The 15,484-nt window shown below is 68.5% G+C and carries 15 protein-coding genes; 3 read left to right on the top strand and 12 right to left on the bottom strand.

Going from position 1 to position 15,484, the window contains the following annotated elements:
• The coding region (locus PKD06_RS06365; protein WP_324378720.1) for a putative PEP-binding protein at positions 1-621 on the top strand (621 nt) is incomplete at its 5' end.
• A gap of 57 nt (positions 622-678) precedes the next feature.
• On the opposite strand, the gene PKD06_RS06360 is transcribed toward PKD06_RS06365, so the two are convergent.
• Positions 679-927 carry a KGG domain-containing protein gene (locus PKD06_RS06360; RefSeq protein WP_324378724.1) on the bottom strand — a complete coding sequence of 83 codons (249 nt, stop codon included), beginning with the start codon at positions 925-927 and terminating at the stop codon, positions 679-681.
• Between the two features lie 221 nt (positions 928-1,148).
• A complete protein-coding gene (locus PKD06_RS06355; protein WP_324378718.1) occupies positions 1,149-2,945 on the bottom strand; it encodes an alpha/beta fold hydrolase in 1,797 nt (598 codons plus the stop codon).
• A gap of 305 nt (positions 2,946-3,250) precedes the next feature.
• On the opposite strand from PKD06_RS06355, the gene PKD06_RS06350 reads away from it, so the two are divergent.
• On the top strand, positions 3,251-4,234 hold the full coding sequence (locus tag PKD06_RS06350; protein WP_324378716.1) for a zinc-dependent alcohol dehydrogenase family protein: 984 nt from the start codon (positions 3,251-3,253) through the stop codon (positions 4,232-4,234).
• Positions 4,235-4,255: 21 nt separating this feature from the next.
• Here the strand turns inward: PKD06_RS06350 and PKD06_RS06345 are convergent, their stop codons facing one another.
• The 6 genes from PKD06_RS06345 to PKD06_RS06320 are packed head-to-tail and all read right to left on the bottom strand — an operon-like array spanning position 4,256 to position 11,105.
• The gene (locus PKD06_RS06345) at positions 4,256-5,251 is read right to left on the bottom strand and encodes an oligopeptide/dipeptide ABC transporter ATP-binding protein (protein ID WP_324378714.1); all 996 of its coding nucleotides are present in this window, start codon (positions 5,249-5,251) and stop codon (positions 4,256-4,258) included.
• The gene (locus PKD06_RS06340; protein ID WP_324378712.1) at positions 5,248-6,234 is read right to left on the bottom strand and encodes an ABC transporter ATP-binding protein; all 987 of its coding nucleotides are present in this window, start codon (positions 6,232-6,234) and stop codon (positions 5,248-5,250) included. The genes PKD06_RS06345 and PKD06_RS06340 overlap by 4 nt, the downstream gene beginning before the upstream one ends.
• Positions 6,231-7,067 carry an ABC transporter permease gene (locus PKD06_RS06335; protein WP_324378710.1) on the bottom strand — a complete coding sequence of 279 codons (837 nt, stop codon included), beginning with the start codon at positions 7,065-7,067 and terminating at the stop codon, positions 6,231-6,233. The genes PKD06_RS06340 and PKD06_RS06335 overlap by 4 nt, the downstream gene beginning before the upstream one ends.
• On the bottom strand, positions 7,064-8,035 hold the full coding sequence (locus PKD06_RS06330) for an ABC transporter permease (protein ID WP_324378708.1): 972 nt from the start codon (positions 8,033-8,035) through the stop codon (positions 7,064-7,066). Before PKD06_RS06330 ends, PKD06_RS06335 begins: the two co-directional genes overlap by 4 nt.
• Before the next feature lie 29 nt (positions 8,036-8,064).
• Positions 8,065-9,681, bottom strand: coding sequence for an ABC transporter substrate-binding protein (locus PKD06_RS06325; RefSeq protein WP_324378706.1), 1,617 nt, complete (start codon positions 9,679-9,681; stop codon positions 8,065-8,067).
• Positions 9,682-9,728: 47 nt separating this feature from the next.
• A complete protein-coding gene (locus PKD06_RS06320) occupies positions 9,729-11,105 on the bottom strand; it encodes a M20/M25/M40 family metallo-hydrolase (protein ID WP_324378704.1) in 1,377 nt (458 codons plus the stop codon).
• Between the two features lie 95 nt (positions 11,106-11,200).
• Between PKD06_RS06320 and PKD06_RS06315 the strand changes: the two genes are divergently transcribed.
• A complete protein-coding gene (locus PKD06_RS06315; RefSeq protein WP_324378702.1) occupies positions 11,201-12,100 on the top strand; it encodes a LysR family transcriptional regulator in 900 nt (299 codons plus the stop codon).
• Positions 12,101-12,153: 53 nt separating this feature from the next.
• Here PKD06_RS06315 and PKD06_RS06310 read toward each other — a convergent pair whose 3' ends face one another.
• Genes PKD06_RS06310 through PKD06_RS06295 form a run of 4 tightly spaced genes read right to left on the bottom strand, consistent with a single transcriptional unit; the run spans position 12,154 to position 15,482 of the window.
• Positions 12,154-12,687, bottom strand: a complete 534-nt coding sequence (locus tag PKD06_RS06310; protein ID WP_324378700.1) for a (2Fe-2S) ferredoxin domain-containing protein — start codon at positions 12,685-12,687, stop codon at positions 12,154-12,156.
• On the bottom strand, positions 12,684-13,724 hold the full coding sequence (locus tag PKD06_RS06305) for an iron ABC transporter permease (protein ID WP_324378697.1): 1,041 nt from the start codon (positions 13,722-13,724) through the stop codon (positions 12,684-12,686). Before PKD06_RS06305 ends, PKD06_RS06310 begins: the two co-directional genes overlap by 4 nt.
• Complete coding sequence (locus PKD06_RS06300) at positions 13,721-14,701, bottom strand: ABC transporter substrate-binding protein (RefSeq protein ID WP_324378695.1); 981 nt, start codon at positions 14,699-14,701, stop codon at positions 13,721-13,723. The genes PKD06_RS06305 and PKD06_RS06300 overlap by 4 nt, the downstream gene beginning before the upstream one ends.
• The gene (locus PKD06_RS06295) at positions 14,694-15,482 is read right to left on the bottom strand and encodes an ABC transporter ATP-binding protein (RefSeq protein WP_324378693.1); all 789 of its coding nucleotides are present in this window, start codon (positions 15,480-15,482) and stop codon (positions 14,694-14,696) included. Before PKD06_RS06295 ends, PKD06_RS06300 begins: the two co-directional genes overlap by 8 nt.
• Positions 15,483-15,484: the final 2 nt, after the last annotated feature.

The raw sequence follows: 15,484 nt of genomic DNA, 5'->3' as shown, positions 1-15,484 counted from the left end.
CCCGAGATCGCCGAGATGCAGGCCCGCGCCATCTTCGAGGCGGCGGTCGAGGCGGGGAAGGCGACGGGCTCGCCGGTCCAGCCGGAGGTTATGGTGCCGCTCGTCATGACGCGGCGCGAGCTGGATCTCGTCAAGGAGCGCGTCGACGCCGTGGCCCGCGAGGTCATGGAGGAGACCGGGGTCGCGATCGACTATCAGGTCGGCACCATGATCGAGTTGCCGCGCGCCGCCCTGCGGGCGGGGGAGATCGCCGGAACCGCCGAATTCTTCTCCTTCGGCACCAACGACCTGACGCAGACCGCGCTCGGCATCTCCCGCGACGATGCCGGCACCTTCCTCGGCGCCTACGGCGCCAAGGGCATCTTCGAGAAGGATCCCTTCATTTCCATCGACCGTGACGGCGTCGGCGAACTGGTGCGCATCGGCGTCGAGCGGGGGCGCAAGGTCCGGGCCGGCCTGAAGATCGGCATCTGCGGCGAGCATGGCGGCGATCCGGCCTCGGTGGTCTTCTGCCACGAGGTGGGGCTCGACTACGTCTCCTGCTCGCCCTTCCGCGTGCCGATCGCCCGCCTCGCCGCCGCCCAGGCGGCGCTGGGGAAGGGCATCGCGAGCCAAGCGTAAGGCGCGCCGGCTCGCAAGGAAAGGAAGGCCGCCCCCGCTGACGGAGGCGGCCGATCCTCAGCGGTTGCCGTGGCTGTGCTGGCCGCCCTTGCGGCCAGCTTCCGCCGCCAGCTCGTGGTCCTTTGAGAAGCTCCGTTCCTCAGCGGGAACGCCGGCGCCGCCTTTTCGTCCAGCCTCGGCTGCCAGCTTATGGTCCTTCGAGAAGCTGCGCTCTTCGGGCGGAACGCTCGCGCCGCCCTTGGCGGCGATCTCCCGTTGCTTGCCGTCGTCCATGGCCGCGAAACCGCGATTGGCTGTGTTTGCCATGATATCCTCCTGGAGATGGGTAGAGGCCAGCACCGGCAGGCGCTGGTTACCGGCCCAACCGAGCATCCGTGAGGACGTTCCGGGAAAGTTGAACGGCCACGCTTCTTAGTAATTCATTTACTTGTCAGGCAGAGAAGGTGTCTGCGCAAAGCAAGAGAGACGGTTTGTCTTTCCGCCGAGACGGCGGTTTGTCTCGCTTCGGACCGCCTTCCGTCCGCTTCTCAGCGCTGGAAGACATAGGTGCCGGGAGCGTTCCCGAGGGGCGCGAGGTTCCTTTCGGGAGAGCCCATGGCCGGGGGCGCCACGGGCTCCGGTGCGGAATGGCCTCCGAGCCATTCCGTCCAGCTCGGCCACCAGGATCCCTCCCGCGAGGGCGTCTGTTCGAGCCATTCGTCCGGCCCGAGATCGACATCGCCGTGGGTCCGCGTCGCGATGCGGAAATGCCGGTGAGGATGGCCCGGCTCGCTCACGATGCCGGCATTGTGGCCTCCGCTCGTCAGCACGAAGGTGACATCCGAATCCGTGAGGTAATGGATCTTGTAGACCGAGCGCCAGGGCGCCACATGGTCGCGCTCCGTCCCGACCACGAAGAGCGGCACGCGGATATTCTGCAAGGCGACCGGACGGCCATCCGCCGTCCGGCGGCCGGCGGCGAGCGCGTTGTCGAGATAGAGTTCGCGCAGATATTCCGCATGCATGCGATAGGGCATCCGGGTCGTGTCGGCGTTCCACGCCATCAGATCGCTCATCGGCGTGCGCTCGCCCATGAGGTAGTCGTGGACGAGCCGCGACCAGACGAGATCGTTGGAGCGCAGGAGCTGGAAGGCTCCCGCCATCTGGCCGGCGGCGAGATAGCCCCGGTTCCACATCACGCTTTCGAGGTAGTGCATCTGGCTGTGGTCGATGAAAAGCGCGAGTTCGCCCGGCTCGGTGAAATCAGTCTGCGCCGCGAAGAGGGTCATGGACGCAAGCCGCTGGTCGCCGGCCTTCGCCATGGCGGCGGCGGCGATCGAGAGCAGCGTCCCGCCGAGGCAATAGCCGACCGCATGCACCCTCCATCCGGGCATGATCGCACCGAGCGCATCGAGCGCCGCCATCACGCCGAGCCGCCGGTAGTCGTCGAGGCTGATGTCGCGGTCCTCCTCGGTCGGGTTGCGCCAGGAGATGCAGAAGACGCTGTGCCCCTGTGCCACGAGATGGCGGATCAGCGAGTTCCGCGGCGACAGGTCGAGGATGTAATATTTCATGATCCAGGCTGGCACGATCAGGATCGGCTCGGCCCGCACCGTCGCGGTGGCCGGCGCGTATTGGATCAGTTCGACGAGGTGGTTGCGATAGACGACCTTGCCGGGGGTGACCGCGACGTCGCGCCCGACGATGAAATTCTCCGCGCCGACCGGCGGCTGCCCCGCGACGAGCCGGGAAGCATCCTCCAGCCAGTTCCGCAACCCTTGCGCGAAATTCATCCCGCCCGTCTCGATCGTGCGCGCGACGACTTCGGGATTGGCGAAGGGGACATTCGCGGGCGAGGCCACGTCGAGAAGCTGGCGCGCCACGAAAGACGCCACCTCCTCGTGATGCGGCGTCACGCCCGGCACCTCGCGCGTGACGTTGTGCCACCATTGCTGGTTCAGCAGGAACGCCTGGGCCCAGACATTGTAGGGGAACCGGCGCCAGGCCTCGCCGGCGAACCGCTCGTCTCCCGGCAGGGGTTCGATGCAGGCGGGAGCGGCCGCGTCGAGGGTCGAGGCGGCGAGGAGGCCGAGCAGCCGGTACGCCTTGTCGGCGGTCTTGTAGGCCAGCTCGGCGCGCTTGCCCGGCGCCGCCGCGAGATGGATCGACCAGTCGAAGAAGGCGAGGGCGAGAGCCTGCGGGGACAGCCCGCCGGTGAATTGCGCGCTCAGCGCCTCCCGCATCCTGTCGATGGAGCGGAACGCCTTGAGGCTCAGCCCCTCGCGCTCGCGCGCGGCAGTGCGGGGAGGAGAGACGGAAATCGTCGTCGGGTCCTGGACGGACATGGCGGTTCCTTCGGGAAAGGAATGGGCGAGTCGCTCCGTCTTCTGCCGAAGCCTCCGGCATGCTCTCGCGGGAGGGGAGGGCGCTCGACGGCGAGATGGGAGGAGAGACGGCCCTTGATCACAAGGCGCAACCCTCGGCGTGATCGGGCAACGGCGTCGCGGCGAGCGATACCCCAGGACGCGCGGCGCGTGAAGCGCGGCATCGTGCCGTGCTCCCGCTCGCCTCGGCGGCGTTCCGGGCGCATTTGCGCTCCGGGGCCGATCGGGCATATCGGCCCATTTCGGATCCTCCGGGGAGACGGAAGATGAAGGCGATGGTTCTGCGGGCGCAGCGGCAGCCGCTTGTCTGCGAGGACGTGCCTGATCCCGTGGCAGGCCCCGGCGAGGTCTGCGTCACAGTGGAAGCCTGCGCCGTTTGCAGGACGGATCTTCATGTCGTCGACGGCGACCTGACGAATCCCGCCCGTCCCGTGATTCCCGGCCATGAGATCGTCGGGCGGGTGCGCTCGGTCGGTGCGGGCGTCGGGCATCTGAGGGTCGGGCAGCGCGTCGGCATCCCCTGGCTGGGCCATACCTGCGGACATTGCCGCTATTGCGTCTCGGGCCGCGAGAACCTCTGCGACGAGCCGCTCTTCACCGGCTACACGCGCAACGGCGGCTTCGCCACGGAGGTCGTCGCGGATGCGGATTTCGCTTTCCCGCTCGACGGATTCGCCGATCCGGTGGCCGCGGCGCCCCTGCTCTGCGCGGGACTCATCGGCTGGCGCTCCCTGAAGGCCACCGGCGAGGCCGAAAAGATTGGCATCTTCGGGTTCGGGGCAGCTGCCCATATCATCGCCCAGGTCTGCCGCTGGCAGGGCCGTCGCGTCTACGCCTTCACCAAAAGCGGCGATCGCGCCGCGCAGGACTTCGCCCGGACCCTCGGCGCCGTCTGGGCGGGCGCCTCTGACGAGCAGCCTCTCGAGACGCTCGACGCAGCCATCATCTTCGCGCCGGCCGGCGAGCTGGTTCCCGCTGCGCTCCGAGTGGTTGGGAAAGGCGGGCGAGTGGTCTGCGGCGGCATCCACATGAGCGACATCCCGCGTTTTCCCTACAGCCTGCTCTGGGAGGAGCGGGAGATCGTCTCGATCGCGAACCTGACGCGCGCGGATGCGCGGGAATTCCTCGAAATCGCCCCGCAGGTGCCGGTCCGCACCACGACGACAACCTATCCTCTCCCAGAGGCCAACCGCGCCCTGTCCGACCTTCGGGACGGGCGCCTGACCGGGGCCGCCGTCCTCGTGCCCTGACCGGCCGCGTCGCCGGGGCAATCAGCATGACATGGCGAATCCGGCCCCGACGATTTCCTCGGCGAAATGACAGCGGACATCGCGCCCGGCCACGTTCCGCAAAGCCGGCATTTCCTGCGCGCAGCGCTCCCGCGCGAAGGGGCAGCGCGTGCGGAAGCGGCAGCCCGAGGGGGGATCGAGCGGGCTCGGCACGTCCCCTTCCAGCGGCTTCGCGCCTGGCGCGTCCCGGTCACGGCCGATCTCGGGCGAGGCCGCGAAGAGAGCACGGCTGTAGGGATGAGCGAGGCCGGCTCGAAGCGCCGCCGCATCCCCGATCTCGACCACCTGGCCGAGATACATCACCGCGATGCGGTCGGAGATGTGCCGCACGAGCGCGAGGTTGTGGGAGATGAAGACATAGGCGACGCCGAGCGCCGTCTGGATGTCGCTCAGGAGGTTGATGATCTGCGCCTGGACCGAGACGTCGAGCGCGGAGACCGGCTCGTCGCAGACGACGACCCGCGGCGAGACGGCGATGGCGCGCGCAATGGCCACGCGCTGGCGCTGGCCGCCCGAGAGTTCATGCGGATAGCGATCGACATGGTCTTCGGACAGCCCGACCTGCTCGAGCAGATCGCAAACGCGCGCCCGCCGCTCCCTGGCCGGGCAGAGCTTGTGCAGCCTCAGGCCATCGCCGATCGCCTGGCCGATCGAGCGTCGTGGATTGAGGCTCGCATAGGGATCCTGGAAGACGATCTGCACAGCGCGCCGGAACCGCCCGGGGTCGCGGTGCAGCAGGTTCTGGGCATCGGCTCCGTCGAGAAGAACGCTGCCGGAAGTCGGCGCAGCCAGGGCCGTAAGGCAGCGCGCGAGAGTCGATTTCCCGCAGCCCGATTCGCCGACCACCGACAGGGTCTCGCCCGCCTTCAGGGCGAGATCCACGCCGCTCAGCGCATGCACGATCCGCTTGCGGCCCGCGAAGGCGGAGCCGATCTCGTATTCCTTGACGAGGCCACGGGCTTCGAGGAGCGCGCTCATGCCGCGACGGGCTCCGGGTGATAGCAGGCGACCTGGCGCGCCGTGCCGGTCAGGGCGGGCGGAGCCTTCCCGCAATCGGCCGCCGCTCTCCCGCAGCGCGGCGCGAAGCTGCACCCCTTGGGCATGGCGAGCGGGGACGGAACCGTGCCGCCGATTTCCGGGAGACGCCCGGAGGTGTCGTCCTTCCAGCGCGCCGCCCTCAGGAGGCCCCGCGCATAGGGATGGGCCGGGGCGCCGAACAGGTCCGCGACCGGGGCCTCCTCGACCTTCCGGCCGGCATACATGACCGCAACCCGGTCGGCGACCTCCCAGACGACGCCGAGATCGTGGGTGATCAGGAGCACGGCCATGCCGAGTTCCCGCTTGAGCCGCTGGATCAGCGCCAGGACCTGCGCCTGGATGGTGACATCCAGGGCCGTCGTCGGCTCGTCGGCGATCAGGACCTTCGGCTGGCAGGCCAGCGCGATGGCGATCATGACGCGCTGGCGCATGCCGCCGGACAGGTTGTGGGGATATTGGTCGCAACGCTCCGCGGGCGAGGGGATGCCGACGAGGTCGAGCAGCTCGATCGCGCGCTTGTGGGCGGCGCCGGCCGAGAGCCCCTGGTGGATGCGGAGCGATTCCGCGATCTGCCAGCCGATCGTGAAGACCGGATTGAGCGCCATCATCGGGTCCTGGAAGATCATGCCGATGCCGCGCCCGCGCACCTCGCGCATTGCGCGCGGCGACAGGGCCATGAGGTCGCGGCCTTCGAGCAGCACGCGCCCGGTGACGCGGCAGGGGCCGCGCATGGCCAGAAGGCCGAGGATCGACATGGCCGCCGTGCTTTTCCCGCAGCCCGATTCCCCGACGATCGCCAGGGTCTCGCCCGCGCCGAGCGAGAAGGAGAGGCCGCTCACCGCCTTCACGGCGCCGCGGCTCGTCGGAAACTCGACGCCGAGGTCCTCGACGGCGAGAACCGGCTGGGAGGCGGGACTCGTCATCGCTGTTGCAGCCTCGGATTGAGGGCGTCGTTCAAGCCTTCGCCGACGAGGTTGATGCAGAGCACCGTGACCAGGATCGCGGCTCCCGGGATGGCGGACATCCACCAGGCGGTGCGCAAGACGGTGCGGCCGACGCCGATCATGTAGCCCCACGATATGAGGTCGGGATCGGCGAGGCCGAGGAACGAGAGCCCGGATTCCGTCAGGATCGAGGTGGCGACGAGCAGGCTCGACACCACGATGACCGGCGGAAGCGCGTTGGGCAGGATCTGGCGGAGAGCGATCTCGAGGTTGGACATCCCGAGCGCCCGGCAAGCCTGGACGTATTCGCGGTCGCGCTGCGCCATGAACTCCGCGCGGGCGAGCCGGGCGACGGGCGGCCAGGAGACGATGGCGATCGCGCCCGTGACCGTCACGATCGACGGGCTGAAGATGGCGATGATGACGACGGCGAGCACGAAGGACGGGATCGTCAGGAAGAAATCCGTCAGCCGCATCAGGAACGTGTCGAGCCAGCCGCCCCGGTAGCCGGCCAGCGCCCCCACGGCGACGCCCAGCACCGTCGCTCCGAGGCTCGCGACGAGCCCGATCAGCAGCGAGACGCGGGCGCCCCCGATCAGCCCGGCCAGGATATCCCGGCCGGAGACGTCCGTCCCGAGCGGGAAGCGCGGGGAGGGCGGCTGCGAGGGCCGGCCGATCATGTCGTAGGGATCGACGGAATAGAGCAGCGGCCCGAAGATCGCGACCGCGACGATCAGCACGAGAAAGACGAGCCCGATGACGGCCGCGGAATTGCGGCGGAAGCGGCGCCAGAAATCCGCGAGCGCGCTCATTTCGCCATCCTCGGGTCGAGGACGCCGTAGAGCAGGTCCACGAGGAGGTTCGCCGCCACGACCAGGATGGAGGAGATGAACAGGATGCCGAGTAGGAGGTTCAGGTCGCGCTGCTGGAGCGCGTCGAAGAGAAGGCGTCCGAGGCCGGGCCAGCCGAACACCGTCTCGATCAGGATCGAGCCGCCGAGCATGTGGCCGACCTGGATGCCGGCCATGGTGACGACCGGCAGAAGCGCATTGGCGGCGGCGTGGACGAAGCCGACCTTGGCCTCCGAGACCCCCTTGGCGCGGGCCGTGGTGATGAAGTCGAAGGTATAGACTTCGAGCATCGAGGCCCGCATCAGGCGCGTGTAGAGCGCGACGTAGAACAGGCCGAGCGTGAGAGCCGGAAGCGCGAGATGGCGGGCGATGTCGAGGAGGCGCTCCGGCCAGGCCATCTCGACGCCGATCGTCATCATGCCCCCCGAGGGCAGGACGCCGAGCGTCACCGAGAAAAGAACGATCAGCATCAGGCCCAGCCAGAATTGCGGCGTCGCGTAGACGAGCAGGGCGAGGATCGAGATCACGCCGTCCAGCCATTTGCGATGGCGCATGGCCGCGATCATGCCGAAGAGGATGCCGAGCAGCGTCGCGATCACGATCGCCGTCAGCATCAGGAGGACGGTCGCGGGAATCCGGTCCGCGATCAGGGACAGGACCGGCCGCTGCTGCACGTTCGACATGCCGAGATCGAAGGTGAGGAGCTTGCCGAGATAGATCAGGAATTGCTGCCAGAGCGGCTTGTCGAGGCCGAAGGAGCGGCGCAGCTCCTCGACATATTCGCCCGTGCCGCCTCCCGATTGCGCGGCGATGATATCGGCCGCATCGCCGGGAGCCATGTGGATCAGGACGAAGTTCAGCACCGCGATGCCGAGGATGCTCGGGATCACCCGCGCCGCGCGCCCGAGGACGAACAGGAGAGGCTTCATCGCGGTTGCTCCGGTTCCGTCCGCCCCGCTCAGTCCTTCCAGACCGCGGCCCAGGGCGAATACATGGAGATGCCGTTCGTGATCAGGCCGTGGATGCGCTTGTTCCAGACATGGGTGTAGGAGGGCTCCATCAGGAAGATGACCGGAAGGTCGTGGTGGAGGATCTCCTGCAATTCGTCGAACTGCTTGCGCCGCTCGGCCGGGTCGGTCTCGATCGCGGCCTTGGCGAACAGCTCGTCGACGCGCGGGTTCACATAGCCCATCGAGTTGGTGAAGGTGGCGCCCTTCTTGATGAAGGCGGAGCTGAAGGTCCGCTCGACGCCGATCGAGGGATCGGAATAATTGTGCGAGAAGGTGCTGGTGAGGTCGAAGTTCCAGTCGGTGTAGATGGTCTTCAGCCAGCCGCCGAGATCCGCGCTCTTCGTCTCCACCGGGATGCCGATCTTGCCGAGTTCCTGGCGGACGTATTCGGCGAGGCGGACCCAGTTCTCGCCGTAAGGCAGGAAGTTCTGCGTCAGCTTGAAGCGGATATTGCCCGCGCCGCGCGGATAGCCCGCCTCGTCGAGCAGCTTGCCCGCCTTGGCCGGGTTGTACTCGTAGGCCGGCAGGCTCTTGTTGAAGAACGCGCCGGTGCTCACGATCGGCCCGCGCGCGGGCTTGCCCTGGCCGTACCAGATGACGTCGGCGATCCGCTCGCGGTTGAGCGCCATGCTGATGGCCTGGCGGACCCTGAGGTCCTGCAAGGGCTTCTCGCGCATGTTCACCTCGAGCCACATGTTCGGCCCGAGCGCCTCGCTTCCGGCGGTCGAGGTTTCGAGCTTGGGCGAGGAGGCGAGGCGCTGCACCTCGGCCTCCGGCAGCCCGCTCATCGGCACGAGATCGACCTCGCCGGTCTCGACTGCGATGGCGCGCGCGGCGCCGTCCGGGATCATCCGCACGATGATGCCGTCGAGGCAGGGGAAGCCCGCGAGCCAGTAATCCTTGTTGCGCTCGAGGGCGATGTAGCTGCCCTTCTGCCATTCCTTGAAGCGGAAGGGGCCGGTGCCGATCGGCTTCTGCATGATCTCGGCGCCGCGGACCGAGGCGGCGGTGCTCATGTCCACCCCGGCGAAGGCGTGGGCCGGCAGGATCGGCGTCTCGCCGGCCTGGAAGACGTTCATGAAATAGGGGACCGGCTTCTTCAGCGTGAAGACCACGGTCAGCGGATCGGGCGTCGCGATGTCCTGCAACTCGCCGAAATACGCGTGGCCGCGGGAATGGTAGGGCTTCACGATCTTCTCGACCGAGAACTTCACGTCCTCGGCCGTGAAGGGCTTGCCGTCATGCCATTTCACGTTCGGGCGGAGCTTGAAGGTATAGGTCTTCTTGTCGGGAGAGATCGTCCAGGATTCGGCGAGGCCGGGCTTCGGCTCCAGCGACGGCCCTTCGTAATTGAGCAGGCTCTCGTAGATCTTCGTCGCGACGAGCGCGACCGGCACGGCGGAGGTCGCGATGGTCGACAGCGCGCTCGGCTCGAGGCTGTAGGCATAGGTGAGCGTGCCGCCGGTCTTCGGACAGCTTTGGGCCTCGGCCGCGCCGGCGAATGCGAGGGCGGCGGGTGCCGCGAGGAGGGTGGCCCTGAGGGCCGTGAGGGTCTTGATGCGCATTCTCGAATCCTCTCTCGTCCGGCGGTGGTAGTTGGGCGGTGTGACGCTCAGGCGACGCCACACCATTCGGCGATGAAGGCCATGAGGTGCTCGATCGCCGCGACGTAATCGGCGACCGGAATATGCTCGTCGGGCTTGTGCGCCTGCGCGATGGAGCCCGGCCCGAAGACGATGCTCGGGATGCCGCCCTGGTTCACGAGATGGCGCATGTCACAGCAGAAATGCCCCTGGTGGGCGATGCCGTCGGCACCCCGCCCCGCCAGGACTGCGCCCATGACGCGGGCGATCTCGTGATCCACGCCTTGGGCGGTGGCGTCGTCATGGTGCAGGAATTCGAGCTTGGCCGGATGGCGCCGGAGCCGCGGATCGGTGCGGTTGGCTTCGGTGATGGCGTCGCGGAAATTCGCCATCACGTCGGTCACGCTGCCGAGCGAGGGGGCGAAATAGGCGCCGCCCTTGAGCTGCGCCTCCGCGGCGCTCGACGTCTCGTAATGCCCCCCGGACACGCGGCCGATCGTCAGCGCGAAGGGGGCCTTCTGGCATCGGGGCGTGCCGGCATTGTAGCGTGCTTCCAGCGCCAGCAGTGCCTCGATGACGGGCGGAAGAGCGTCGATCGCGCCGAGCCCTTCGAGTTCCGTGCCGTTCCAGCGTGCGCCGGGCGAGCGCGGAACGCCCGTGAGGGAGACCTGCCAATAGAGGCCGCCCGGATGCGAGACGGCGATCGTGTTGCTGGTCGGCTCGAGAACGACCGCCGCATCCGCCCGGAAGCCGCGGCGGACCAGATCGAGCGTGCCGTTTCCGGCATGCTCCTCGTTGACCACGGATTGCAGGCTGACATCCCCGCGCAGCCGGATGCCGGCTTCGCGCAGATAGGTGACGGCCATCAGGGCCGCCATGACGCCGCCCTTCATGTCCGAAGTGCCTCGGCCGTACATCAGGCCGTCCACGATCTCGGCCCCAAAGGGATCGCGCGTCCAGGCCGCGCGGGGCTCGACCGTCACCGTGTCGACATGGCCGTTCAGGATCAGCGAGCGCCCGCCGCCCTCGCCCCGCCAAGTCCCGACGAGGTTCGGCCGGCCGTCGTAATTGAGCACGTTCGAGAGGCCGCTTGCCTGGAGAGCGGCGAAGCTGGGAAGGTCGGCATAGGGCAGGATGAGATCGTGCTGCCAATGCGTCGGATATTGCGCGACGTCCGGGTAGGCCGCGAACATCGCTTCGACGTCGGGTTCGGATTGGTGGATATCGGCGCCCGCCGCCTCCATCCATGCGCGCATATGCGCCTGGGCGGCTCCTTCCTCGCCCGTCAGGGAGGGGATGCGCACCCATTCGGCGAGCCTGCCGATGCTGCGCTCCTGCTGCGCGTGCGCGGAGGCGATCGCGCCCTCGAGCGTGACGGAGGTTCGGGCGAGGTCGGCTTCCCACATGACCGGATGATCCCGGTCGTCCGGCTATAAGACAAATTAGAAATGTTGAGAGGCAATCGAGAAGGATTTATACCTCGCCGGAGGAGCGGCGGTCGATGATCTATACCCAAATCCGGGCCTTCGACGCCGTCGCGCGAGAGGGGAGCTTTTCCCGGGCGGCCGAGGTGCTCGGGCTGACCCAGCCCGCGCTCACGATCCAGGTGAGGGCGCTGGAGGAGCGGCACGGCCTGAAGCTGCTGCATCGCGACGGGCGGGGCGTGAAGCTGACGGAGGCGGGTGAGCGGCTGTTCACGCTGTCGCGCCAGCTCGCCAGTCTCGAGGAGATGATCGACGATACCCTCGCGACCTCCAGCGAGGTGCAGAGCGGCGAGTTGCGTCTCGCGGTCGACGGGCCGCACATCGTCATGGGCCTGTTCGCCCAGTTCCTGGCGCGGCATCCGCGCGTCCGCCTGTCGGTCTCGATGGGCAACACGCAGTTCGTGCGGCAGCGGCTCCTCGATCGGCACGTCGATGTGGGTATCCTCCCGCTGATCGCCGATCACCCGCGCGTCCATGCCGTTCCGCTCTGGACCCATCGCGGGCTTCTCATCACGTCCCACGACCATCGCCTCGCCGGCCGGGACGTCGTGGCGCTGGCGGAGCTGGAAGGGGAGGCCATGATCGGCCGCGAGGACGGCTCGACCACGCAGGCTCTCGTCGATGCCGCCTTGGCGCGGCACAAGGTCAAGCCCCGCAAGGTGCTGGAACTCGGGAGCCGCGAGGCCCTCATCGAAGCGGTGGCGGTCGGGCTCGGTTGTGGAATCGTCTGGGAACTCGAGGCGTTGGCCTCGAGCCGCGTCCGCGCCATTCCGATCGAGAACGACGAACTCGTGACCATGGACTACATCGCCTGCCTGAAGAGCGAGCGGGAACGCGCGATCGTCAAGGCCATCTTCGCCGAGGCGGCCCGCATGCCCGGAGACCGTCACGATATCGGGGCCTTGAGACGCGGTTGACCTCCGTTCCCGGAGGCTGTCAGGCGCCGTTCGGTTGTGTCGGGCGCAGGCCCCTACGGCGATGGCGGCTGCGTGACGTGAACGATGTGATCCTCGACGGGCTCGTCCCCCAGCAAGTGCTCGTCGACGATCCGATCGAGCGCCGCACGGTCGAGCGCGCCATACCAGACGCCTTCCGGGTGCACCGTCATCAGCGGTCCGAGATTGCAAGGATAGAGGCAACTCGTCCGCGCGCACATCACACGGTGGGGGCCGGCGGCCAGCGAGCGGTGCTCCTTCATTCGCGCGCGCAGGTGCTGCCAGAGGGGCTCCGCCGACCGATGCAGGCAGCGGGCGCCGACGCAGAAGAACAATTGCCGGCCGTGTTCCGGGATTTTCGACCATCCCGGCTTGCCGAGGCTCGGCGGCGTCTCCGTGACGTCCGACGAAGGCCCCGCCAGACAGGCGGCGGCCGCCTGGGCCAGGTCGAGCGCTGCCTCGCCGAGCCTGGGCCCGAGCCGCGCCGCGATGGCGGCGAGTGCCTGCGTCCTGTCGAAGGAAGCGCGGCCATAGAGCACGACCGCTCCCGATTCCGAGTCCCCGTTCACGGTTCCCGTCTCCTGCGCATCAGCCAAAGGAAGAAGGCGCCCCCGATCGCTGCCGTCACCACGCCGAGGGGAATCTCGCGCGGCGCGAAGGCGCTGCGGGCGAGAACGTCGATCCAGACCAGGAAGAGCGCCCCGAAAAGCCCGGAGAGGGGCAGGAGGCGCCTCAGGTCGCCGCCGGCCAGCAGCCGCACGATATGCGGCATCACCAATCCCACGAAGCCGATGCCGCCGCTCATCGCGACGATCGCCCCGGTCATCAGCGCCGTGACCACGAACATCTCGGCGCGAAGGCGGACGGGATCGATCCCGAGGGTCCGGGCCGTATCGTCCCCGAAGGCGAGGGCGTTGACGGAGGCGGCGCGCAGCATGAGCCAGACGATCCCGGCGCAGCTCAGGGCGAGCGGGACCGGAACGCTCGACCATCTGGCGGCGCCGAGCCCGCCCATCATCCAGAACATCACCGCGTCGGCGCCCCGGTCGAGCGAGGTCGTGATCAGGAAATTCGTGGCCGCATGCAGCACGAAGGCGACGGCCACGCCGGTCAGGATCAGGCGCTCGCTGGTCGGCGCTCCCTGCCGTCCGCGCGCCGCCGCGAAGACGAGCGCCATGGCCAGGAGAGCCCCGAGGAAGGCCGCGCCCGGCAGCGTCAGCGGCCCCGCGAGGCTCCCGGCATAGAGGATGACGACCACCGCCCCCAGGCCCGCCCCGGCCGAGACGCCGAAGAGATAGGGGTCGGCCAGCGGATTGCGGGTCAGGACCTGCAGCACGGCGCCGACGGCGGCGAGGCCCGCTCCCGCGGCGGCCCCCAGAAGGACGCGGGGGACACGCAATTCCATGACGATGTTGCGCTCCGCCGGAGTCCAGTTCCGCGTCCCGCTTCCGAGGCCAAGTGCGTCGGCCACGATGGCGAAGACGTGCGAGACGGGGATGCGGGCCGCCCCGAACCCGAATGCCGCGACGCCCGAGGCGGCGAGAAGCGCAAGCAGCCCGCAGCAGAGCAGCCACAGGCCGCCCCTCGACAATCGGGCCGCCCTCACTGCGCGCTCCCGCCGGCAAACCGTTCCGGATGAAGGGCGCGCGCGAACTTTTCCAGCCCGTCGACGCTGCGGGTCGAAGGGGTCTGCTCGGCATAGGTCAGGGGAATGAACCGGCGCTTGCGGATCGCCTCGACATGGGAAAGCTCGGGATCGCTCGTCAGATGCGCGATGGTCTGCTCGACCGGAATGCGGTGGTCGTTGACGATGATCCATTGCGGGTCCCGCCGGGCGACCTCTTCCCAACTCACCCAAACATAGCTGTCGGCGATGTCGTCGAAGATGTTTTGGCCGCCGGCGAGGCGCATGAGGAGCGCCGTCATGCCCTCGCGCCCGACCGAGAGAGGCGGGGTCGCCCGGTAGCAATCGTCGCAATACATCACGCGGGGACGGACGGATACGTCGCGAAGCCGCTCCTCGACCGCCGCGACGCGGGCCTTCAGCGACGCGATCATGGCCTCCGCGCGCTCGCGGATGCCGAAGATGGCTCCGAGCGCCGAGATGTCCGCGTAAAGCGTTTCCATCGAGATCGGCTCGCGCTGGCCGATGCGGATGCAGCTCTCGCGCAGCACGTAGCTCTTGACGCCGAACGCGGCGAGCGCCTCCGGCGTCACCCCGGTCGTGTTCCGAAAGCCGTAGTTCCAGCCCGCGAACATGAAATCGGGATTCTGGCCCAGGATCGCCTCGAGCGAGGGATAGCGATCGACGAATTGCGGCAGGCGGGCGATGTCCTCGGGCCTGCCGACGAGATGGCGCTCGACGCCCTTGATGCCGGAGACGCCCACGACCCTGTCCGCGAGGCCGAGGTCCAGGATCGTCTGCACCATGTTGGTGTCGTTCACGAGCGCCCGCCGCGGGGGACCGTCGAAGGTGACGGGATCGGCGCAACTGCGGATCTCGACCGGATAGGTCTGGGCGATGGCGGGCCGAAACGCGAAAGCGAGGGCGAAAGCGCCCAGCCAAATTGCGCCTCTATGCACGGGACGATTCCCGAAGCGGCTGAAGGTCGATGCGCATCTGTCCTGTCACGGGATGGTGATCGATTTCGGCGCGGAGGTTCCAGACGCCGGCGACGACGTCCGGCGTCAGGGCCTTTTCGGGCGGCCCGTCCGCCGCGATGCGGCCTCCGCCGAGGACGATCAGGCGGTCGCAGATGCGGGCCGCGAATTCGATGTCGTGCAATGTCGCGATCACCGTGACGGCGAGCCCGCGCACCCGCTCCATCACCGCGAAACGGTGGCGGATGTCGAGATGATTGGTGGGCTCGTCGAGGAGCAGAACCCGCGGCTCCTGCGCCAGGGCCCGGGCGATCGTCACGCGCTGGCGCTCGCCGCCGGACAAGGTCTCGACGGCGCGCTCGGACAGGTTCGCGATGTCGAGAGCGGCGAGGCTTTTCGCCACGACGCTCTCGTCGTCCCGCTCGCGGCCCGCGAAGAGGCTGGTCCGATGGGCAAGGCGCCCGAGGCCGACGACGTCGCGGACGCGATAGCCGAGCACGTTGGGAGTGTCCTGGGCCTGCATGGCGAGACGACGGGCCAGGGTGGCGGGGGCGAGGCTCCGCACATCCTCGCCTATGACCAGGACGCGCCCCGCCGCCGGGGCGTGCAGCCCCGCCACGGTGCGCAGCAGCGTCGTCTTTCCGCAGCCGTTCGGCCCGAGGATGCCGACGAACTCGCCCGCGCCCACGGCGAGGTCGATGCCGCGCAGCACCTCGGTCTCGCCATAGTGGCAGGCGAGGCCCTCGATCACGACGGCCGGCATCG

The sequence above is a fragment of the Enterovirga sp. genome (assembly GCF_035325185.1).
Taxonomy (GTDB): Bacteria; Pseudomonadota; Alphaproteobacteria; order Rhizobiales; family Beijerinckiaceae; genus Enterovirga.
Note: the sequence above shows the minus strand (reverse complement) of the source record. Positions and strands in the feature narration are given on the sequence as shown.